Annotated in this window: 22 protein-coding genes and 1 riboswitch; of the genes, 6 read left to right on the forward strand and 16 right to left on the reverse strand. The window is 40.0% G+C overall.

Annotated features, from left to right (window positions below):
- Positions 1-45: 45 nt before the first annotated feature.
- Entirely contained in the window at positions 46-927 is an 882-nt protein-coding gene (locus MLOOGBEN_RS03045; protein WP_218780999.1) for a nuclease-related domain-containing protein, read from the forward strand.
- Between the two features lie 40 nt (positions 928-967).
- On the opposite strand, the gene MLOOGBEN_RS03050 is transcribed toward MLOOGBEN_RS03045, so the two are convergent.
- The 10 genes from MLOOGBEN_RS03050 to MLOOGBEN_RS03095 all read right to left on the reverse strand — a co-directional run bounded on the left by MLOOGBEN_RS03050 (position 968) and on the right by MLOOGBEN_RS03095 (position 12,083).
- Positions 968-4,675, reverse strand: coding sequence for an OmpL47-type beta-barrel domain-containing protein (locus tag MLOOGBEN_RS03050; RefSeq protein WP_483296372.1), 3,708 nt, complete (start codon positions 4,673-4,675; stop codon positions 968-970).
- Positions 4,676-4,765: 90 nt separating this feature from the next.
- Positions 4,766-6,034 carry a flagellin N-terminal helical domain-containing protein gene (locus MLOOGBEN_RS03055; protein WP_179156773.1) on the reverse strand — a complete coding sequence of 423 codons (1,269 nt, stop codon included), beginning with the start codon at positions 6,032-6,034 and terminating at the stop codon, positions 4,766-4,768.
- 177 nt (positions 6,035-6,211) lie between these two features.
- A complete protein-coding gene (locus MLOOGBEN_RS03060) occupies positions 6,212-6,709 on the reverse strand; it encodes a PilZ domain-containing protein (protein ID WP_179156774.1) in 498 nt (165 codons plus the stop codon).
- A gap of 61 nt (positions 6,710-6,770) precedes the next feature.
- A complete protein-coding gene (gene flgL / locus MLOOGBEN_RS03065; protein ID WP_179156775.1) occupies positions 6,771-7,649 on the reverse strand; it encodes a flagellar hook-associated protein FlgL in 879 nt (292 codons plus the stop codon).
- Positions 7,650-7,670: 21 nt separating this feature from the next.
- Positions 7,671-9,134 (reverse strand): flagellar hook-associated protein FlgK, encoded by a 1,464-nt coding sequence (flgK, locus tag MLOOGBEN_RS03070; protein WP_179156776.1) that lies wholly within the window; start codon positions 9,132-9,134, stop codon positions 7,671-7,673.
- Positions 9,135-9,146: 12 nt separating this feature from the next.
- Complete coding sequence (locus tag MLOOGBEN_RS03075; RefSeq protein WP_179156777.1) at positions 9,147-9,617, reverse strand: flagellar protein FlgN; 471 nt, start codon at positions 9,615-9,617, stop codon at positions 9,147-9,149.
- Positions 9,610-9,879, reverse strand: coding sequence for a flagellar biosynthesis anti-sigma factor FlgM (gene flgM / locus MLOOGBEN_RS03080; protein ID WP_179156778.1), 270 nt, complete (start codon positions 9,877-9,879; stop codon positions 9,610-9,612). Before flgM ends, MLOOGBEN_RS03075 begins: the two co-directional genes overlap by 8 nt.
- Positions 9,880-10,014: 135 nt before the next feature.
- A complete protein-coding gene (locus MLOOGBEN_RS03085) occupies positions 10,015-10,785 on the reverse strand; it encodes a flagellar hook-basal body protein (protein WP_179156779.1) in 771 nt (256 codons plus the stop codon).
- A gap of 3 nt (positions 10,786-10,788) precedes the next feature.
- Positions 10,789-11,631 carry a flagellar hook-basal body protein gene (locus MLOOGBEN_RS03090; protein WP_179156780.1) on the reverse strand — a complete coding sequence of 281 codons (843 nt, stop codon included), beginning with the start codon at positions 11,629-11,631 and terminating at the stop codon, positions 10,789-10,791.
- A gap of 14 nt (positions 11,632-11,645) precedes the next feature.
- A complete protein-coding gene (locus MLOOGBEN_RS03095) occupies positions 11,646-12,083 on the reverse strand; it encodes a YaaR family protein (protein ID WP_179156781.1) in 438 nt (145 codons plus the stop codon).
- Between the two features lie 89 nt (positions 12,084-12,172).
- On the opposite strand from MLOOGBEN_RS03095, the gene motA reads away from it, so the two are divergent.
- The 4 genes from motA (at position 12,173) to MLOOGBEN_RS03115 (ending at position 14,797) form a co-directional block, all read left to right on the forward strand.
- Complete coding sequence (gene motA, locus MLOOGBEN_RS03100; protein WP_179156782.1) at positions 12,173-12,976, forward strand: flagellar motor stator protein MotA; 804 nt, start codon at positions 12,173-12,175, stop codon at positions 12,974-12,976.
- Positions 12,973-13,698, forward strand: a complete 726-nt coding sequence (locus MLOOGBEN_RS03105) for a flagellar motor protein MotB (protein ID WP_179156783.1) — start codon at positions 12,973-12,975, stop codon at positions 13,696-13,698. Before motA ends, MLOOGBEN_RS03105 begins: the two co-directional genes overlap by 4 nt.
- Before the next feature lie 106 nt (positions 13,699-13,804).
- Positions 13,805-14,437, forward strand: coding sequence for a C39 family peptidase (locus tag MLOOGBEN_RS03110; protein ID WP_179156876.1), 633 nt, complete (start codon positions 13,805-13,807; stop codon positions 14,435-14,437).
- 99 nt (positions 14,438-14,536) lie between these two features.
- A riboswitch (cyclic di-GMP riboswitch) is annotated at positions 14,537-14,620 on the forward strand.
- Positions 14,621-14,665: 45 nt separating this feature from the next.
- A complete protein-coding gene (locus MLOOGBEN_RS03115; protein WP_179156784.1) occupies positions 14,666-14,797 on the forward strand; it encodes a DUF3789 domain-containing protein in 132 nt (43 codons plus the stop codon).
- A gap of 115 nt (positions 14,798-14,912) precedes the next feature.
- Here the strand turns inward: MLOOGBEN_RS03115 and MLOOGBEN_RS03120 are convergent, their stop codons facing one another.
- The 6 genes from MLOOGBEN_RS03120 to MLOOGBEN_RS03145 form a co-directional block, all read right to left on the reverse strand.
- Entirely contained in the window at positions 14,913-15,416 is a 504-nt protein-coding gene (locus tag MLOOGBEN_RS03120) for a DoxX family protein (RefSeq protein WP_179156785.1), read from the reverse strand.
- A 141-nt stretch (positions 15,417-15,557) separates the two neighbouring features.
- On the reverse strand, positions 15,558-16,490 hold the full coding sequence (locus MLOOGBEN_RS03125; protein WP_483296373.1) for a carbohydrate kinase family protein: 933 nt from the start codon (positions 16,488-16,490) through the stop codon (positions 15,558-15,560).
- Positions 16,491-16,578: 88 nt separating this feature from the next.
- Positions 16,579-18,048 (reverse strand): glycoside hydrolase family 32 protein, encoded by a 1,470-nt coding sequence (locus MLOOGBEN_RS03130; protein ID WP_179156786.1) that lies wholly within the window; start codon positions 18,046-18,048, stop codon positions 16,579-16,581.
- Positions 18,049-18,129: 81 nt separating this feature from the next.
- Positions 18,130-19,743, reverse strand: a complete 1,614-nt coding sequence (locus MLOOGBEN_RS03135; protein ID WP_179156787.1) for an ABC transporter substrate-binding protein — start codon at positions 19,741-19,743, stop codon at positions 18,130-18,132.
- Between the two features lie 19 nt (positions 19,744-19,762).
- Entirely contained in the window at positions 19,763-20,650 is an 888-nt protein-coding gene (locus tag MLOOGBEN_RS03140) for a carbohydrate ABC transporter permease (protein WP_179156788.1), read from the reverse strand.
- Positions 20,651-20,665: 15 nt separating this feature from the next.
- Complete coding sequence (locus tag MLOOGBEN_RS03145; protein WP_368737753.1) at positions 20,666-21,604, reverse strand: ABC transporter permease; 939 nt, start codon at positions 21,602-21,604, stop codon at positions 20,666-20,668.
- Between the two features lie 210 nt (positions 21,605-21,814).
- Between MLOOGBEN_RS03145 and MLOOGBEN_RS03150 the strand changes: the two genes are divergently transcribed.
- Positions 21,815-22,720, forward strand: coding sequence for a nuclease-related domain-containing protein (locus tag MLOOGBEN_RS03150; RefSeq protein WP_179156790.1), 906 nt, complete (start codon positions 21,815-21,817; stop codon positions 22,718-22,720).
- Positions 22,721-22,870: the final 150 nt, after the last annotated feature.

The following is a 22,870-nucleotide window of genomic DNA, read 5'->3' on the forward strand; positions in this document are numbered from 1 at the left end:
AAAAATGAGGCAGCAAAGCGCAGATTACCTAAAAATCATCCAAAAATGGCAGCAATAGAGACCGATTTGTCTATAAGATGGGCTGGTTATCGGGGAGAACTACAATCAGATTACTATTTACAAGAACTGCCTGAAAAAGATTACTATATTTTTCACGACCTACGTTATCCTTCTGGACAATCTCATTTTCAAATTGATTCCCTTATCCTGACCCGCTATTTTGCCCTTCATCTTGAAGTTAAAAACATCTCCGGCAGCATATCCTTTAATGAAGATTTCAGCCAAATCATTCAAAGAAAAAACGATGTTGAGAAAGGCTATCAAGATCCCATCTCACAAGCAGCAATCCACCAAAGAAAATTACAAAAGTTAATGGCAAGCTGGGGGATATCCAAACTTCCACTTGTGAATCTTGTCGTTTTCGGCAAACCATCAACTATTTTACAGGCCGGAACCAAACGAGCTCAAATTAGTCGAAAGGTTTGTTTTGCTTTTGAACTATTAGAAAGGATTGAGTCATTAAGAAAGGTTTATCTTGATGAAAAAATAGGACTAAAGGAAATTGAAAAATTGTGTAACAATCTAATAAAATATCACACCCCAAAATCCTTTGACCCGCTGCAGTTTTACACGATCTCGCCAGCAGATGTGATAACCGGTGTCCAGTGCCCAGCCTGTTCCTCATTCGGAATGCTAAGAAAACATGGTTCCTGGATTTGCCCAAAATGCAATTGTAAATCCAAAGACGCCCATGTCCAAGCGATCCTTGATTACTTACTTCTAGTAGATTCCACCATTTCCAACCGAAAATGCTGTGAGTTTCTTCACCTTTCTTCCCCCTTTATCGCCAACTACTTACTTTCTACAATGAATCTTTCCCATTCTGGTTCCAATAAAGGCAGGTTATATTTCCTAACAGAATCCTAGCCATGCAAAAATGGCCCTAGGAATCCTAGGGCCATCAAGCTTATTTTACTTCCACGGTTTTCTTGGCAATAACTAAATACCCATTATCTAAATAACCACGTAATTCTAGGGTAACTTCGCCTTTTTTCCAATCAAAATCCTCGCGTTCGAATTTGAAATGGCCTTTTTCAGCTTGCTTTTGCAATCCATTATTCTTTGGATCAGCTGCTACACCATTTAACGTGAAGCTTGAAACATCAAAGGAGTATTTTTGTAGGTCTGTTGGCAATATTGCCTTTACCGTAAAGATTCCTTTGTTTCCTTTAATCACTTTCGGTAATACCTCAAGAGTAGCTGGAATGTACACAACAAATTCCTTCTCCACTTGAGTTGTCCATCCGGCTGCATCTGTTACGGTAACAAGAAGCTTGCTCGCACCTGGTTCATCAAGGGTGATTTGATCACCTTTTTGATAGGCTTTTCCGTTAAGCGTAACCTCTTCAACAGCTATTCCAGACAGGTTATCTGCTGCAAGGTAATCCAATGTGAACGTTGAGCCAAGCTCCTGCTCACTTTGGACATCAATAGAAACCGTTGGAGCAGTTTTATCAATCTTCACTTCTACTATTTTGGATTCTTCTATGTTGCCTGCGTTGTCTACGCTGTAGAACTTGACATCATTTACGCCTTCTTCGCTAACAGTAAACGCTTTTCCTTCTGCGAATTCTGATCCGTTAATAGAATAAAAGGTTTTTGCTATTCCGCTAAGGTCGTCTGTTGCGGTTAGTTCTACCGCTACTTCTCCTTTATTCCACTGATCGATTACATTCGACACAGTCTCTGGAGCTTCAGTATCAATCTTCACTTCAGCCGCTTTCACTTCTTCTGCATTACCTGCGTGATCCACGCTGTAGAACTTCACTTCATTTACGCCTACTTCAGTAACCGTAAACGTTGTTCCTTCTACGAACTCTGATCCGTTGATAGAATAGAAGGTTTGGGCCACACCGCTTAACGCGTCAGTTGCTGTTAATTCAACTGCAACTTCTCTTTGATTCCACTGGTCAGAAACATTCGATACCGTCTCTGGAACAGTTTTATCAATCTTTACTTCGACTGTTTTCACTTCTTCTACATTTCCTGCGTTGTCCACACTGTAAAATGATACTTCATTTATGCCTTCTTCAGTAACTGCAAACGCTGTTCCTTCTACGAATTCTACACCGTTGATAGAATAGAAGGTTTGCGCTACACCACTCAGGTCATCAGTTGCGGTTAATTCAACCGCTACTTCTCCTTGATTCCACTGGTCAGTAACATTTGATACCGTCTCTGGAGCAACTGTATCAATCTTCACTTCTTCTGTTTTCACTTCTTCTACATTCCCTGCATTATCCACGCTTAAGAAGGAAACAGTATTCACACCTGGATTACTTACAAAGACTGTCGCACCTTTAACATATTCAGCACCATTTAAGGAGTAATATGTTTCTTTAACCCCGCTAAGATCATCGGTTGCCGTTAGTTTTAATAGGTATGACTCGTTTAACCACGCATCCGTTACATTCGAAGTAGTTACCGGAGGAGCTTCATCAATTTTCACATCCACCGTTTTCACTGCTTCTTCATTGCCTGCTTTATCTACACTGTAGAATGAAACGGTAGTAACTCCCGCTTCACTAACTACTAAGCTAGTACCTTCAATAAAATCAGTACCATTTAATGAATAATACGTATTTGCTACTCCACTTAAATCATCTGTTGCCGTTAATTCTACTGACAAAGCCTCACGTTTCCACGTATCAACTACATTTGATTCCGTTACTGGGGCAGTCGTATCATTTTCTCCAACTTCGACAATAACAGTGCTGGATGAGCTTGATTCTGTACCTGCTGGTGAAACCGGAACGATAACATACGTATGTTCACCTGATTCTAAGCCTTTAAGTGTTAACGACTCATCACTCGTATTTCCAACAAGTACCCGTTCTCCATTTACTTCTTCATACACATTATATGAATCCGCATCCTTAACAGGATCCCAGCTAAGAACAACATCGTTGCCATTTGCTGTTGCTTTTGGAGCCTCTGGTGCCTCTAACACCGGTTCAACATTGCCAGTAACCTGGTTTGAAAAAGGTGAATCTCCATACTTACTATGCGCAATTACCTCATAGGTATAGGAACCATAAGGCATATTGTTAAATACGATACGGGTATTCGGTGTAGGCTGTATCAACGTACGTACACCATCCACTACCTGATAGATATCGTACGAAGTTGCAAAATCCACTACATCCCACCAGAGAGCAATCGACTTAGCTTCCTGATTCACGTAAACTTGCACATAAGGTGCTGCTATTTCAGGATGAATAATCGTCGCTTCCACTAGAGAAGCCTGTGCTGATTCACCAAAACGATCACTGTAAGAGGTGATTTCATAAACATAATCGCCTTCTGGTAAATTATTAATCGCTGTATACGTATTGTTAATATCAGAAACGAATTTTCGCTCACCATTTATTATCTGATATAACTTATAGCTTGTTGCATATTCTACTTTGTTCCATTTTAAATAGAGAGTATCTACATTTAAGACCGAGCCTGAAAATCCTTCTGGTTTTTGCATATCTGGATGAATCACTTGCTGCTCCAAACGCGCAGATGCTGATTCACCAAAACGATCACTATAACCAGTTACTTCATAAATATAGTTTCCTTCTTCCATATTAGGTAAACTCAGCTGCGGATAAGGTGTCTGTGTAAGTAAGACCCTTGATCCGTCAATGATTTGGTAAACCTTGTAGTTCGTTGCATAATTTACTTTATTCCACGTTAAGGTTCCATCATTTCCATTTGTTATCGATAAATTTAAATTCCCTGGGACCAGTACATCTGGGTGGATAAGAGGAACCTCGATACCCGCAGCATTTTCTGATTCCTTAAAGGTATAGCTGTAGGAAGTCACTTCGTAAAAATGGATTCCTTCTGGTACATTTGTAAGTGTCACATTTAAATTAGTCGTTGATGTAACCAACGTTCTCTTGTTATCTTCAACTTTATAAATATTATACTTATTCGCGTGGTTAGAACGATCCCAACTTAAGGTCACGTCATTGCCGTTCGCTACAGTATATTTCAGATTAGCAGGTGCCTCCATATCTGGATACACAATATCTGCTTCAACACGGGCTGCCTGTTCGGATTCTCCAAAAATACTATTATAGGATGTTATTTCATAGATGTAATGCCCTTCTGGCATGGTAGTAAACGCATGGGTTGTCTTCTCTGTAGTCGTGACTAAAGTTCTTACCCCATTCACAACCTTATAGATTTTATAATAATGGACATAACTTGCACTATCCCAAGTTAATGTTAAATCATAGAATCTTTCAACCTTTGATTGGATATTGCCAGGTGCTTGCATTTCTGGATAAATAATTTCGATTGAAACAGGCGCAGAAAGTGGTGACTCTTGACCACTGACAATGGCTGATACTGCGAACGTGTATGTACCCTCTTTTAAGGATATAAACGCCTTATTCGTTGTAGGTTGTGCAGCCAGCGTTTTCGTTTCACCACTCAATCGGTACACTTTATATCCTGAGCTGTAAGGGACCGCATCCCATTCGACCACAGCGCTGCCAGGATAACGTTCATATACTTTTATATTCGTTGGTGCCTGCAAACCTGCAGCATAAACTCCCATTACAGGCAGTAACAGTTGAATGAATAGCAATAGACTAATAATGGCTGGAAGCTTTCTCATTTTTTTCACTATAAACCCTCCTTTAAAAAAAGTAATAATTTTTATCAAAAAAAAGAGATTTAAGACGCCTTAAATCTCCTTTTTTATTTGTTAACGAAGTAATTGAAGAACTGCCTGTGGCTGTTGGTTAGCTTGAGAGAGCATTGCTTGAGCTGCTTGAGAAAGAATATTATTCTTTGTGAATGTCATCATCTCTTTTGCCATATCAACATCACGAATACGTGACTCAGCAGATGTTAAGTTTTCAGCCGTTGTGCTTAAGCTGTTATTGGTGAATTCAAGTCGGTTTTGAACCGCACCCATTTTAGAACGCTCTGCTGCCACCGTTTCAATCGCTGTGTTAATCGCTGTGATTGAAGTGTTAGCTGCAGCCTGGGTTGAAATGTCTGCACCGCCAACTTTAAGGTCATCTCCATCTGTTAATGCTACGGTAGCTGTGAATACTGTCGTACCCTCGTCACCTTTAAATGCAATTCCGTCTGTAGAACGTGCTACGACTTCTCCGTGTGTATCTAATAGGACGTTATCAGTCGCATTGTAAGTATAAGAACCTGCTTCAAGTCCAGTATTATCGAATGAAGCGGTAGCTTTCACATTTGTTCCATCATAGCTTAACGTACCAGATTTAACCGCTTGGCTAAATGTAAAGGTATCATCACCAGCTGTTCCATCAAATGCCTTAGTAGTAAAGGTCAATCCATCCGTACTAGCTGCGACAACTTTACCGTTTTCATCCTTCACTTCATAATTTCCAGCACTTCCTGAAACACTGTAAGTTCCAGCCTTTAATGTATCACCTGTTGTTGTACCGCCAACAGTAACAGTGCTAGATTGTTCAATTCCAACTTTACCTGCAACACCCAAGCTAAATGACTGAGCATCACCAATCTGAATGCTCATGTTTTGATCTTGGTTCGCACCAATTTGGAATGTACCGTCAAATGAACCATTTAAAAGTTTCTTACCATTAAACTCTGCAGAAGAACCGATACGTCCTACTTCTTCAGCTAATGTATCGATCTCAGCTTGAAGTTTTACACGGTCAGATGATGTGTTTGTATCGTTGGCAGATTGAACGGCTAGTTCACGCATACGCTGTAAAATAGAATGTGTTTCGTTCAGTGCACCTTCAGCTGTTTGAAGTAAAGAAACACCGTTTTGTGCGTTCTTTTGAGCTACTTCTAATCCGCGGATTTGTCCACGCATTTTTTCAGAGATAGCTAGACCAGCTGCGTCATCACTTGCACGGTTAATACGAAGGCCTGATGATAATCTTTCCATGTTTTTCGCTGCTGCATTGGACCCAGCGGTTAATTGACGATGTGTGTTAAGTGCTGCTACGTTCGTGTTAATTCTCATTTTATGTACCCTCCTATTGTTGAGGAATATTTTCCCTCTGTACTTTATATATCGACAGGATTTTGGAGGCTGTAGAGGGGGAACGGAAAAACTTTTTAAAGAAATCTATTTTTATCGAGACGGTCATTTTAAAAAAGTAAAATAGCCAGGCATATACCTGGCTATTTCTCTCAAAATCTATTTAATAGCAATTTTCCTTCGTTCGTTTTCCATTGCGACGATTGTTTTCAGCAAGCGTTCTTCATCACTCGCTGAAAGATCGACAAATTGGATACCGTACAAAACTGCACGTTTTTTGATATTTTCGATTTTGCGGACGATTCTTCCGTTTAACATGAATTCTTCATGACCCAAGTTAAAATGAACCTTGATGTAGACTTTTTCCCTTAATGGAAAGTCGTAGTCACTCAGAATCCCCGCTCCACCTGCACTAACATCAACAATTTCACAATAGAAATACTCATTAACATCTAAACTTCCAATCTTTAAAACTTCCATGAGCGTATTTTTGATGTTAATTCGAAATCGAAAGTTATCTCTTCTGTTCGGCGGCTTCACCACTTTTTGTGCATTTCTTTGTCTCTTTTTCCTATTAGTTTGTGTTAAATATATAATAGAAGAAACTAGGATAATTAACACCACTGCTGCTATTTTAATAACCTGTATTTCCTCCATTTGATCCCCTCATTCAAAACATCCCCACCTTAATTCTAAGATGGGGAAAATGATGTAATTTTTATCTTAAAAAGTCAGCTAGGCTCTGCTGAAGGATTTTACCCCCTGCAGATAGGGATGCTTGCAGCAGTGTTTCTTGGCTGGACAGCTCCGTGAAAGCTTTTGAGATATCCGTATCTTCGACTGTTGATAGCATTTTCTTATTTAATAGCTGTGATTGCTCCAATTTATTCGACGCCAGCTCGAGCATATTTTGATTGATTCCAACTATAGTCCGCTGGGTAATCACATGATCCAATTGTTGATCAATTGAATTTAAGAGCGACCCTGGATTTTCACCGTTCTCCAATGTTTGCGCCACCACTTCAATGGTTTCAAACAAGTTTTTACCATCTGCTGAAAATCCAAAGACAGAGGATGCATGGACATTTCCTTTTACACTAAGTCCTTGACCAACATTCCACTCCTTCACGATCGTGTTGCTCGGCTGCAAAGCACCATTTTGATAGGGCTGCGTATTCAAGTCTGTCCCTGAAAAAAGATAGCCACTACCATATGCTGTATTTGCAATATTCCCCACTTGATCAATCAGAGAGCGTACTTCCACAGCGATATTTTTCCTATCGCTCGGATTATTCGTGTCATTGCTCGCTTGAAGCGTAAGCTCACGAACTCTATGCAGTACATTCGTGACATTCCCCAGCTCACCGTCCATCGCTGAACTCCAACTAATACCATCTTCAACATTTTTTTGATATTGCTCAATTTGCGATAATGAGGAACGATAAGATAATCCCTTCAAGACTTCACCAGGCTGATCTGAAATCCTTTCATACTTCTTACCTGATGAAATTTGCCCATGAAGTGTCTCCATTGACTTATTGCTATGATGAAGGTTTTGGATAAATTTCTGACTGATCATCTGTTGCGTAACGCGCATCCTTCTCCTCCTTTCAAGATTTTATTTCATTCCGTTAATCAATGTATTTAACAACTCATTCACTGCTGATACATAGCGGGCTGCGGCATTGTAAGCCTGCTGATAGCGAACCATGTTCGTCAATTCTTCATCAATTGATACTCCAGATACTGATTGTCGGCGATGGTCCACCTGCTGTACCATCTTGACAGCATTTTCAGCGGACTGCTGGGCAGTTTGAACGTCGGTTCCTACTTGACCGATGATTCCTTTGTAAAAGTCACCGATAGTTGCATTCGTTCCGCCAATATTAACTTTTTGAAAAAGAGCCTCACTCATCGCTTGCACATTCGATCCATCCCCAATCGTATCCGAAGAAGCTGCAGCTACCTTTGAAGGGAAATCTACCAGGATCGGGTTGATTATCAAACTTCCTGCATTTCTTGGAGGCTGGGTTGGATCATCTTTATCAACAAAAAACAGAAGTTTTTCTAAAGGTTCATTCGGATTGGAACTTCTCTTCTTGATATCATCTAAGTTCCTCGCCTCATCTCCAGCATGAATGGCATTCATACTTTCAGCAATGGTCACCGCTAATAGGTCGATTTTCGCTTGTAAATCAGGAACACTTCCAACAGTGGTCCCATTGACCATATATCCATGGGTTTCTAGCAAGCCCTTGATTTCCCCGCCTGCTAATTCGATATCCGTCCCTGCGATATTTGCCCTGCCGGTTTGGAGGTCCAGAGTAAATGCACTTTTCTCGTTCCCCTCTATCAGTTTTTCACCGCCGATAGAAACATCCACCCTGCCATTTTGTGCTGGCGTTACTTGGATATCAACTAGCTTTGAAAGTTGATCCAGCAGCACATCTCGTCGGTCCATCAAATCATTCGGTTGAGTGCCAGCGCCAATATTTTGGGCAATTTTCAAATTTAACCCAGCTACCTCGTTGGCAATGGTGTTGATCTCATTGGTTTTTCCTTGAATTTGATCGGCCAGGTTTGTTTTGTTTTGCTCAAGTCCGGTATAAATCTCATTGAATTGACCTGCCAGTTCTTTGCCGTTCGCGGCCACAACTACGCGGGCCGATAAATTTTCCGGCTGCTTAGAAAGCTCCTGCAAGCCCTGCCAAAAACGGTTAAGCGAACTAGTGAGACCTGAATCACCTAATTCGTTGAAGACATTTTCGATGTTGGAAAGGGCACTTGCCTTTGCTTCCCAATATCCAGCCTCTTTCTGCTCATTCTGAAATTGACGGTCTAAATATGATTCACGAATTCGCCGAAATTCGGATACTTCCACTCCAGTTCCCATCTGCATCGGAATGGTCCCGTTATTAGGATTGGGAGATGCTAATGGGTGTGTTGCCTGTAAAATGGCTTCCTGTCTCGTATAACCAATTGTATTTGCATTGGCAATGTTATGCCCCGTTGTGCTGAGTGCGGTTTGTTGGGATAAAATTGCTCTTTTTCCAATTTCTAACCCATGAAAGGTTGAGTACATCTTTTTTCTCCCCTATGCTTTTAAATCAAACAAACGAGCATATTCCCTTGAATCTTGGGCTGCTGCTTCTGAACTATAAAGACCCGAATCCTTTGATTGCGGAAGCATTTGCTCGATCATGAACTGTGTATAGGTTAAGGATTGCTGTATCAATTGCTGGTTAAGGTTGTTTACTTTATCAATTTCTTCAAATAAACGCTGAAGTAATTTCAGTTTCGATGACCACTCAGCCTTTGTCACTCCATCTGGCTGTTGTTCAATTAACTTCGAAAGTGGGAGATAGGATTTGTCGTGTTCTAATACTTCCATTCTCATCTCATCTGCTTCTTTGATTTTTTTGATAAGCTTAGATTCATCCGCCATGATAGCAAGCAGCGGATTAATTTCTGCAGAAATTAGGATGTCCTGCTTTTTCTTTGCGGTTTCTAATAATGTGATATGCAGGTCGGTTAACATCTGCAAAACTTCTGTGAGGCTATTCATCGATTTTCGCACCTGTCTTCCAAGCTGAAAGTAGTTTATCCGCTAACTTTTCACTGTCTACTTTGTAGGTGCCATTGGCAATTTGGTTTTTCAACTGCTCTATTTTTGCCTCTTTTTCTTTTTGTATCTGAAGCTTTGCTTCACTTGATAATTCTACTTTGTCAGCTTGTGGTTTGTTTATTACTTCTTCCCTTTTCGGCTGGTTATTCTTTTGGTATGCCTGATATGCCGCATCAATTCGATTAATTGGATTGATTTTCATAAAGTCCGCTCCTTTTAACTCTATCCATACTTTTTGTATCGGCAGTTTGTTGTTTAATGTTTAGAGTATTTCTTATTTTTTTCAAAAAAAGAAACGGCAGCACTGACTACCGTTGCTTGATTGGTATAAATTCCGTTAAGACCTCATGATCCCATTTGCAATTCCCATCATCTGATCGGCATAGCTAAGCGCGCGGGCATTGGCCTGATAGCCTCTTTGTGCCTTGATCATTTCGGTCATTTCCTGATTCAAATCCACATTGGACGATTCTAAAAACCCTTGTTTGATTTGTGAAGCTACAGTTGTAACGGCTCCGCCAGTTAACCAGTAAACCCCGCCATCATCCTTTAACAGCTGTGGATTGTTGAAGTCGACCAAACCGATTTGCTGGTTTGTCCCCGTTATGGTTCCATCGCTGGCCACCACAAATTCATTGTCTGTGCTCCATTCAATTGGATTTCGATTTTGATCAAGCAGCACGTCTCCGTGGGCGTTTACCAGCTGAAATCGACCGCCGCCAACAGGAGATTGTTGAAAGGCTCCACCTCTCGTATACAAAATTTCCGTTGTTGTTCCTGTTGTTCGTTGTACTTGGAAATAGCCGTTCCCTTCAATCATGAAATCAAAGGGCTGATCTGTTTGCTTAGGAACACCTTGAGTGAAATCCAATGGCGTTGCCGCCAGACGCGATCCAAAGGTAGTTCGAATGCCTAGAGGAGACAAACGTCCCATCTCCTTTTGAGCCTCTGTTTGGTTTTGAATCGAAATGGTTAGATTGTCAGAAAAAGTGGCTTCTCTGCGCTTAAAGCCTGTTGATTCCACATTCGAAATATTATTAGCGATGGTATCTAACTTCCCTTGATAGGCGCGAACACCAGACGAAGCAATAAATAAAGATGTATTCATAGCTTATACCCTTCCAATCGTGTTTAATTGTTCTAGTGTTTTATCATAGGCTTGAAGTACCTTTTGATTTGCCTCATACAACCGAATATTAGTCATCATTTCGGTAATCGTTTGGGATGTATCAACATTCGATTGCTCAATCATTTTATGATGCAGCTGTAAACCGACTGGAAGAGTCTGGGCAAGCATACCTGAAGCTGCCCCCTCAAGCGCATAGAGACCATTATCTTTTTTAACTAATTGATTTGGGTTATTGACCACCATGATTCCTAGCGAGGCAATGATTCGTGCCCGTGCTGGGTCATTAGGGTTAGCGATAATATCCCCATTATTTTGGATGGATACATTTCCAGAGGTCAATTCTCGGTCCGAGATAGGTCGGCCATTTTTCCCTAATACCAAATCTCCGGATGAAGTGGTCAGCTGTCCATTTTCATTGACGGAAAACCTTCCGTTTCGCGTAAATTGAAAACTGCCATCAGCAGTTTGTACAGCAAAAAAGGCAGCTGGTTTGATGGATTCACCGTTTTCTAAAATAGGAGACAGGTTTTGGTCGTTAATCGCAACATCAAAAGGCATATTGCTGTTCACCAGACTTCCCTGTGAAAAAAGTGGTAAGGTTTCTTGATTATAGACCCCCATCGACAATGTACCGATTTTTGGTGTTTCTCCTGAAGTTTCTGTTTGTCGAATGCGTTCTAGTAACATTTCTGGGAAGGAACGCAGCGGACTTGAGTCCTGTTTAAACCCTGGGGTTTCGACATTAGTCAAATTATTCGTAAGTGCATTTTGTCTCCTCTGTAACGCAATCATCCCGGAGGCAGCGGTATCAATTCCTCGAAGCATAGTCGTACTCCTCTCTACATGTATAAGTTTACTAAAAGCCCTTTAATTTCTCCGATTGTCTTCAAAAGGTCGACAGAATTGGTTTGTTTTTCCATAACTTGCTCCGAAAGCTTAATCAGCTGTTGGTCAATTTGTTTAATTATTTTTAGTCTTTTATCTCTACCATTGGAGTGAAATGACCGATACTCTTCTATGGAGTAACCATTTTGAACGACTTCTTTTAAAAAGTCTTGAATGCTTTGTTTAAACGCCAGTAAATCCTTTACTGATTGAGAGCTACTTAAGCGAATACCGATTTGCTCCAAATCCTTGAGTAGCGTTTGTAAACGATCCTTTGTTAAATCAACTTGTGATTCCTGAAAAATTTGTTGAAAAGAAGGGGATTCTTTCCCTTTCTCCCGCACTGGAATAAATCGATCCTGATTGATAGCTTGACTTTGTTGGATCTTCAAGCGACTTCCCCTTTCATGGTTGAATTTTCCGTTTTACGAAGAATGTAATTTATTAAAACTAAATTAAAGATAAACTAAAGGAGAAATTTATGTCTAGTATTTTTGGAATTTTATTGGCACTCGCGGCAATTGGTATAGGGATGATTTTAAAAGGAGCACCACTTGCATCCCTGAACAATCCTGCGGCATATCTGATTATTTTTGGCGGGACAGCCGCTGCGATACTTATTGCATTTCCGTTCCGAGAAATTAAAAAATTTCCGATCCTGTTAAAAATTGCTCTGGTGGAACCGAAACTTCCTTCGAAGGCAGAACAGATTGCTAGATTAATAGAATGTGCGGAGATGGCCAAAAAAGAGGGGTTTTTAGCTTTAGAGGAAATCGCTGAATCAACAGACGATCCTTTTTTTAAAAAAGGTCTTGAAATGATCATCGATGGCTATGATGCGGATTTCATAGAGGAAGTTCTATTCGATGAAGTCGAGGCGATTGAACAGCGTCATAAAACAGGCGCCCTTATTTTTACCCAAGCGGGTACGTATGCTCCGACGCTTGGTGTTCTTGGGGCCGTAGTCGGTCTAATTGCTGCTCTTGGCTCATTATCCGAAATAGAAAAAATCGGTCATTCGATTTCAGCAGCTTTCATTGCTACCTTACTTGGGATTTTTTCCGGTTATGTCCTTTGGCATCCATTAGCGAACAAATTAAAGAGACTTTCCAAACAAGAGCAGGAATTAAAACTGATTATCATTGAAGGGCTGCTCTCTATCTATCAGGGAGTTTTGCCTAGTGCCTTGGAGAAAAAGCTGACGGTCCATATTCCACCGTCTGAACGGGTTAAAGCAGAAAGTCAACTTGAAGAAGATGATTATTTTGAGGAGAAATCGGCATGAGGAAACGGAAAAGGGCCTTTAACACTGACCATGATGAACATTTTGATGAATCCTGGCTGATTCCATATGCTGACCTATTAACACTGTTATTAGCATTGTTCATTGTCTTATATGCAGCCAGTACCGTTGACAAAGTAAAATATCAATCCATCATGGAATCCTTTCAATCTGAATTAACAGGGACAAAAATAGAAAGTGTACATGCTGGTCTTTCACCCACCCCTTCTTCTCCTCAACCGGAGGTCGGATTACCCGAGGAAGAAACGAATGATAAAGAACTAGATGTGTTGAAGCAGCAGCTTGAAAGCTACATCAATACCAACAATCTGCAGGATATGGTCTCTCTAGAGGATACGGAAAAAGGGATTGAAGTGTCATTAAAGGATGTAATTTTATTTGATTCTGGCAGAGCGGATTTGAAGGAACACTCATTTCAAACCTTAAACGGGCTTGTAGGCTTGATTAATACCGTTCCTAATCCAATTAGCATTGAGGGTCATACTGACAATGTCCCGGCACATAATACAATCTATACTTCCAATTGGGAATTGTCTGCCGCTCGAGCTGCCAGTGTTCTCCACTACTTTGATTCTCAAAAGGTTCAAGCAAGTCGCATGCAATTTTCAGGATTTGGAGAATATCAGCCGCTTTATCCAAATGATACGGATGAAAACCGCCAGTCAAATCGGCGGGTAACCGTTGTGATTTTACGAGGCAGTTAATTTTCTGCGACTGGAGGATGCAGCTGTGAAAAAGGTTGTTATATATGGTTTTAGTCTATTAGTTTTGTGTTTTTCAATATTGGCAGATGTAGGTACAAGAGGTAACATGGATGAAGTTGCTACTCCTTTCACAAAAGTGGTACTGTCCGAGGAAATCCAATTGGATGTTCCTTTACTCAATCAAATGGATGAACCACGGTTATTTAACGGCTGCGAAGTAACAAGTTTGGCCATGTTACTTCAATATTGGGGAATCGATGTGAGTAAAAATCAACTAGCGGCACAAGTCCCACGTGTCCCTCTCCAATATAGGGATGGGAAAAATGGAAACCCCAACATGGGATTTGTCGGAAATATGGAAGATGGTCCTGGGTTAGGTGTCTACCATGGACCTATTTTTTATTTGGCGAATACCAATGTTACGGACCAGTTTGTGGTTCAAAATCTATCAAACTATCCCTTTTCCACCATTCTGGAAAAAATAAATCAGGGTCTGCCTGTATGGGTGATTACCACCAGCAGCTTTTCACCAATAGTGGATTTCGAAACTTGGACTACTCCACAAGGAACTGTTGGGATTACGTTTAAAATGCACAGCGTCGTCATTACCGGCTACGATCAAGAATACATCTATCTTAACGATCCCTATGGAACAAAAAATAAAAAAGTAGATAGAGAAAATTTCATCGCCTCATGGGAGCAAATGGGCTCACAAGCAATCGTCATCGAACCCAAATAAAAGGGTGCTAAATGATAAATTTATTAAACTTTCAAAACAACGTTGCCGATACAATAGAATACTAAGGAATATTCACCAAAAATAAATAAATACATTAATCGTACGAAAAGGCAAAATGACCGAAAGGTGATGACGCAAAACTGCAGGGGCTAAAGTTAATAACCAGGCTAGCCAGTTACCGAATATGTAACCCGTCCTACGATTATGTGAAAAATGGAGGAGAAAATAATGTTAACTTTTATTGCAGGTGTAATCACAGGATCTTGTACAGCGATAATCATAATGAGTCTAATGTCAGTAGCAAAAAACGCCGACCAACAAATAGAAATGCCAATACCAAAAGAATACCGAATAGAATAGGGGACTGTCCGCCTCAGGTGGACAGTGTCCACGGGCGGTGCCTGTCACCCATATTGTCACCCATATGAAAAAGACGATTCGAGGGGGAAGAATCGTCTTTTCGAGTTACTACTTGTTATGCAGTTGCTTTTGCTTTATCCTTACCAATTTTTTTGTTGATGAATGGAACTACCCAGTAGTCTAGACCGTATTTACCTGCGTTGTAGCCTGCTGTTAGGATGATGAAGCCTAAGAAAATGTCTGTTGGGTTATGAGATACGGTTCCTGCTAAGAAAAAGCTGAAGTTCATCACTAGACCAAAGAACATGGCTGCAGTTGTTAAACATCCAAGCATAAGTCCTAAACCGATTAATGTTTCGCCCCAAGGAACGATGAAGTTGAAGACATCGATGTTCGGTAATGCAAAGCTTTCTAAAAAGTTCACGTACCAGCCGTAAACCATATTGCCGTCAGGACCTGTTACCGGTTTAGCAATCGCTCCTTTTAGAAATCCAGAAGCGTCGAAGCCGCCTGTAATTTTATGAAAACCAGCTGTGAACCAAGCGTATCCAAGGTATAAACGAATAATAGTTAAAATAGCTGCAGAGATTTTATTTTCTCTTAAAAAGTTGTTAAACATAAGTCATTCCGCCTTTTAAAATTTGTTTGTTCTTTATACTTACACTATATGGGATTGTGGTAATTATTAACATGGGTACAGTGTTAAGTTCACAGTTTGTTTGAAATGTTATGACGGAAGTTTGAACAACAAATATGGATATCAGGATCTTACAGATAGAATGTCTTCTAACGTAGGGATTGCAGCAATGGCACCTACCTTCGTACATACCAAAGCACCTACTTTATTACTAAAATAAATAATTTCTTTAAGTTTTTCAAAGTCTTCTATCTCAGGTTTACCTTTTGCGAATTGGTATAAGGTTGCCCCAACAAATGCGTCACCAGCACCAGTGGAGTCAATGGATTTTATTTTTACACTTGGAACGATTTCGCTATTTTTCCCATTGGAAAGGTAGGTTCCTTTACTCCCTAATGTCACAGCAACTATTTTTGCACCTAACTCATGAAGATTATTTGTTCCCTCAGCCAGGTTATGGATTCCTGAAATGAGGTTTAGCTCCTCATCACTTACTTTCACAAAATCAGCTAAGGCGATTCCCTCCTTTGCCAAGTTGATAAATTCAGGAATTCTGTTTTTCCAAAGATCTTTTCGATAATTTGGATCAAATGAAATAAATTTCCCTTGTTCCTTCGCATTACGCATGACATGAAAATAAGTGGATTGAAAGGGGTCGCTTAATAAAGCAGTGGCAGAGCCAAAATGATGAATAGCGGCCCCATTTAGCTTATCTCTATCAATTTCTTCCTCTACTAAAAAGGCATCAGCCCCGCGATTAAATACAAAATCTCTTTCGCCATTTGCCTGTAAGGAAACAAACGCCAATGTGGTTGGATGGAAATCATCGAACACGACCATTGATGTATCTACTTTGGCGTCATCAAGTGTCTTCTTTAGAAATTGCCCAAATGGATCGTTCCCAACCTTTCCGCTAAAAAGAGCCGTACCTCCTAATTTCGCAATCGTCGCACATACATTAGCCGGCGCTCCCCCAGCTTGTTTTTGGAAATTTTGCCCCTCTATTAAGTTAATGTCCACATCAGTACAGAAAAAATCGATTAATAATTCACCCATGCATATAATTGATGAACTCAAACCAAACACCATCCTTTTAAAAAATAAAGCTCTAACCATTTAAGCGATTAGAGCTTCCACACTTCACTTACTTGCTCCAAATAGAATCAAGTTCCGTTATTTTTAAATGCGAAACATTTGTAGTTCCTTCATTTGAAAATAAAATTAGCTCTTTGCTTGACTCACGCGGGAACAATAAGCTTGTAATAGCAGCCTCACCATTGTTTGCAAACACCTCAATAGAAGAAGCATCTAAAAACAATTGAAGTTTCAACCTTTGCTGATCCAACTTTAATAGGGCTTCCTGTACAGCTTGGAAAGATGTCGAAAAGCTATGTTCCCCAGAAAGTGTTCGGTCGACAAATAACTTCTCTTCTACTGCATTATAACCAATGACCGTTTTTTCTTGTTCAGAATGCTGTATGATTAATCCAAATTGGCTTGAACTTACTTTTTCAAATTCGATAGTTATTTCCATTAAAGACTGAGTTAAAGGGATTGAAACACGGTTCCCTGATTCAACTGACATTTTTGAATAAGATTCCGTTTCTTTTCTAATCTTACTCACCTCAGCAACGGGTTGCTGGAATAAACGGACGCCAGCCTCGGTTGTAGCCAAGGATAATTCTCGTGGTAACGTCATCGCACTTCTCCAAGACTCTGTTGGAACTTGATTGGCATAGCGCCAGTTACTCATCCAGCCAAGATAAATACGTCTTCCATCTTGGATATCAGACCAGCTTACACCCGCATAATTATCCCTGCCAAAATCTAACCAGAGAATCGTCGAATCGTCATGGTCATTCACAAAAGTGGTTCCATCAAACTGGCCGATGAAATATTGTGTTCGGGAACCTTCTGCTGTTTGACCGTTATCACCGATACTTACAATCATTACCCACTTTTCTTGTCCGCCATCTACTGGTAGTTTGAATAAGTCTGGGCATTCCCAAACGCCATCATGTGAACCAGCAGTATGTCCAAATTCACTGGCAAACTCCCATTCCTTTAAGTTAAGGGAAGTATAAATCGTAATGGTTTGACCCGTAGCCAGTACCATCACCCATTTATTGGTCTCTTCATGCCAAAAAACTTTAGGATCACGGTAATCGGTAAGGCTCACGTCTGAAAGGACAGGATTCCCTTCAAACTTCACCCACGTTCTTCCATTATCCTTACTGTATGCTAAGCTTTGCTGCTGAAGCGGTCTATCAGAATCAGGGTAAGTGCCGGCACTCGTATAAAGGGCAACCATTCCTGGGTTATCTTTTTCAAAAAAGCCTGTGGTATTTTTCCAATCTACGACCGCGCTTCCTGAAAAAATGGCACCTAGTTCATCCGGATATAAGGCAATCGGCAGGTTCTCCCAATGAATCAGGTCCTTGCTTACCGCATGTCCCCAGTGCATCGGTCCCCAGGTCGTACCAAATGGATGGTACTGATAGAACAAATGATATTCATCATTAAAATAGACCATTCCATTCGGGTCATTCATCCACTTTTCTTCTGGTGAAAAATGAAATTGTGGACGATACTGCTCATTATAGGTTTGTATCATTTTTTTATCGCTCCCTTTTAAAATAAGGCTGTACGTATGCTAAAGCACTGTACAGCCTCAGATTATTTACTTGAATTATTCCTAATTTCGATCGTAACCTTTTTGCTTAATCTCAAGCCATTCTTGTAATCCAAGTCGATCTAATTCTGCTAGATACTCATTCCATTCTTTTTCAACGCCGCCATTTGCAATCCATTCGGCACGTTTTCGCTTAATATAAGCAAACAAATCTGTTTCGATCACAGAAAGTCGATCTAGGTCTTCAATTGAGAAAAATACACGCGGGTAAATATTATCGGCTTCCATGTAAGGAACCATTACTTCTTTCATTAAGTTCAATCTCCAAGCAGCATCATCTGGTTTGGTAGTCACAGTACCGTAGTAGCTGTCTAAGATCGCTAATGGCCCGCCGACAGATGTTTTTTCTCTTAATTCAACTGGCGCAGTACCTTCTAGAGGAAGGTGTTTTAACATTTTTGTAGCCTCATCCATGCCAAAAATGTTTTGTTGCTTATCGTCACCATACGTACCCCAGTTATTCTGTACGGATTGAGACGGATCATAAAGCTGGTCAATCCACTTTGCTGTTAATTCAAGGTTTTTATTTGCTGATGTAACAACTAAACGTGAGCGGTCAAAGCCCATTCCATTTGTCCTTGCAACATTTTGATGACCTTCTGGACCTTTTAATGGAGCTAACAGGTCGTAATCATCGCCCATTCCAGTGATATTTCCTTTATCCCATGTAAAGTACAAACCATATTTTTTGTCTCGGCCTTTGGCAAGATACGTATTCCAATCATGTTCAAATGCCTCGATATCGATTAATCCTTCATTGTATAAATCATTAAACCAGCTAATGGCCTTTTTATAGCTTTCATCAGCCGCAGTAAGTTTTACTTCTCCATCGTTGGTTACAACCGTGAAATCCCAGTTATCGCCTAGACCAAATGCGCCGAATAATGAATGGGGATCCTGTCCGCCATCATTAATGATGAATGACATGGGGATCTCGTCCGCTTCACCATTACCATTTGGATCCTGGGTTTTAAAAGCGAGTAAGACTTGCTTTAACTCTTCTGTTGTTTTTGGAACTTCTAATCCTAATTTGTTTAACCATTCCATATTAATCCATGGGAATGCATCAAGAGAGTGAATACTTTCTTTTCCTTCACCTAACTCCTCAATCCATGGGAATGCATAGATATGGCCATCAGGTGCCGTCATCATTGCTTTGTATTGTGGTGCTTTTTCAAGGACAGCTTGTAAGTTCGGCATATACTGAATTAAATCCTCAACCGGAACAATAACTCCATCCTTCGCATGCTTTAATAGTTCATAGTCGCTGAAGGCCGAATTAAAGATTGCATCAGGAAGCTCTCCGCTGGCAATCGCTAAATTTCGCTTTTCAGCAAAAACATCACCTGTATAATTCCTCCAATCAATTTTTACACCTGTTTGTTCTTGTAAGCGTTGGAAAATCAACTTTTCGTTAGGATCCTCAGGAGCTAATGGTGAACTGGATGTCATAATCTTTAATGTTTTTTCCTCTTTCAAGGGGAACTGTACATCTGTAAGCTTATAATCCTTAGAAGAGAAACTTTCGCTTCCGCCGCTTTTACTGCTGCAGCCGGTAAGGATTAAAGCCCCTGAAAGTAGAAGAGTTGAAGCTGTTGTTAACATTCTTTTTTTCATCATAAACCCTCACTTTTTTTTATTTTAGTGAACCAACCATAACTCCCTTTTCAAAATACTTTTGGAAGAATGGGTACATAATCAATAACGGTAAACTTGCAATCACAATCGATGAATAGCGGATCATCTCGGAAATCCTCATTAACTCGTTTCTAGCCTCGACATCCGCAACCATTCCAGGCTGTACTTCGTTTTGAATCAGAATCGAACGCAATACTAATTGCAGTGGATGTAATTCTCGATCATCAAGGTAGATCATGGCGTCGAAGTAAGCATTCCATTGTCCAATGAAGGCATATAATGCTAGAACAAAGATAATCGGTTTGGATAAAGGTAAAATAATACGAAAGAAAATTTTTAAATCGGATGCGCCATCGATTCTCGCTGCTTCCTTCAGCTCATTTGGAACCGCTTTAAAGTAAGTTCTAGCGAGAATAATAAACCAGACATTAACAGCACCAGGCAGGATAATCGCCCAAATTGTATTCAGCATCCCTAAATCACGAATAACAAAATACGTTGGAATCAAGCCTCCGCCAAAAAACATGGTAAATAAGAAGAAAATCATAAATGCCTTTTTACCAACTAAACCTTCTACCGATAACGTGTAACCAGCAAAGAGACAAACGAGTACGGTCACAATCGTAAATCCAGTTGAATAAAGGAGTGAGTTAAAAAATCCTCTCACAATGGTGTCATCGGTAAAGAGCCGCTTATAACCTTCTAATGACCAATCAGAGGAATGTAACGATAGTCCTTTTCGGATGATTGCATTCGGTTCTAGGAAGGACGATAGAAAGACATATAATAGTGGTCCTACTATGGCAAGGACGATAATGGTTAGTAGAATATTATTGGTCAAAAGCAGCATTCGGTCGCCTTTTGCATGTTTGATTTGGTTGTTCATACTTTTCCTCCTTCCTTAAACGAGTCCTTCGCCTTCGTTTAGTTTCTTAACCACTTGGTTAACTACACCTAGTAAAATCACATTCACTACAGCATTAAATAATCCAACTGCGGTCGCAAACGAATAATCACCTGCCAGCAGCCCTCGTTTATATACATAAGTGGCGATAATTTCTGATGATGGTGAATTCATCGATGTTTGCAATAAATAGGCTTTTTCAAAACCAATTCCCATGATTCCTCCTGCCGCTAAGATAAACAAGACAGCCATCACTGGCTTAAGCGTCGGAAGATCGATATGCCAGATTCGTTGCAGGAGTGACGCCCCGTCAAGTGTTGCTGCTTCATGAAGCTGCGGGTCAACGTTCGCAAGTGCGGCAACATAAACAATCGAAGCCCAGCCTGCCCCTTGCCAAACTCCCGACCAAATGTAGATGGATCTAAAATAATCAGGGTCTGACATGAACGAAATCGGCTTATCTAAAAAGGTTGATAACAACGCATTAATAGGTCCAACCGGTGATAGAAAAAGAAAGACCATTCCTGAAACGACAACTACAGATATGAAATGCGGTGCATATAGGGCTAACTGAACATTCTTCTTCACACTCGATTTTCGGAGTTGGTTTAACATAAGAGCCAATATAATGGGAATAGGAAATCCTATCAAAAGTTCAAAGGAACTTAACTTAATCGTGTTCATTAATATTTCGATGAAATTAGGCGACGTTAGGAAACTTGTAAAATGTTTAAATCCTACCCATTCACTCCCCGTAATCCCTCTGATCGGACTAAAATCTTTAAAGGCAATCGTCGCCCCGTATATAGGGATGTACTTAAAGATAATTGTAAGAATAACGGCAGGAGCAATAAGCAAATAAAGAATGTAGTTCTTTTTAATGTAAGTAAGGTTCTTGCTTAGTTTTGTAGTTGCTGCTGGTTTACTAACCTGTATGGTTTGCTCTGCTTTTACTATTTCTTCCACTCTCTTACCCTCCTATCAACTTAGTTCCGTTGAAAGCACTTTCAACATGGGTTAAATATAACAAAATGGAGAGAATGAAGAGTTTAATATTTTTGGTTGAAGTATTTTAATATTTTTGGGAGTTGATATCGCTTTCACTCTATTTTTTCGATATGATGGGAAGGAGAAAGGTTGTGGGATATGCCATACAAGGTTCGGAGTGAATCATTAGTATTGAAGATTTTACGAATTTTGAACAAACGAATGAAATTTACGGGGGATGATCAAAGGTATTATCAAAACCAAGAAAAAGGGTTTCAAGGGGAAGTACAGTTTGATAAGTTGACAGAGAAACTTCAGCGTGAGTGTCATATTTTAAATGATTTGCAACTTGAAAATAATAAATCTAGTTTCCAACTTGATTCATCCCTCATTTTCCAAGGGACCTATTCCCTTTTTGAAGTAAAAAATTTCGAAGGCGAGTACGTATATGATGGGGAATATTTTAAAACCATCAGCGGACGAGACATCCAGAACCCGCTAGACCAGCTAAAACGAAGTAGGTTACTGCTGAGCAATGTTCTTCAATCGTTAGGAAGTAAACTAACTGTTGAAGCATATGTCATTTTCATTAATCCCCAGTTTACGCTTTATAAAACCCCACCTGACCTGCCATTTATACTCCCTACCCAGCTTAATCGCTTTATGAGCAAAATAGATCAGAAACCATCACGATTAAATAATTCTCATAAAGTTCTTGCAGATAAACTTATTTCAATGCACCAAACAGTACCTCCTATTATTCAGTTGCCTGCGTATGATTATGATCAGGTTAGAAAAGGGATGACATGCTGCAAATGTGACTCGTTTTCAGTGACGATAGTTGGGAAGAAATTGATCTGTGATAAATGTGGATGTGCAGAACTAGTAACAGTCGCTATAATGCGCAATGTAGAGGAATTCAAGCTTCTGTTTCCGGAGAAGAAAATCACGACAAACATTATTCATGAATGGTGTGAAGTAGTAGATTCTAGGAAAAGAATAAGCAGAGTTCTAGGAAAGAATCTTAAAATTACAGGTCTTGGCCAATGGGCGTTTTATCAATAAAATGTCATGCTTCTTATTATAAAAATTTTGTCCTTGAGAGGTAATCTTAAGGACATTTTTTTAATTTCTTGATGATTGGAGACATCTCTTTTCGATACCGCTGCAAGTTTTGATCTCAATCCCAATGATTGAGGTCAAATCCTTATTAGA

This window comes from Bacillus sp. EB106-08-02-XG196, assembly GCF_013396335.1.
Classification (GTDB): Bacteria; Bacillota; Bacilli; order Bacillales; family Cytobacillaceae; genus Neobacillus.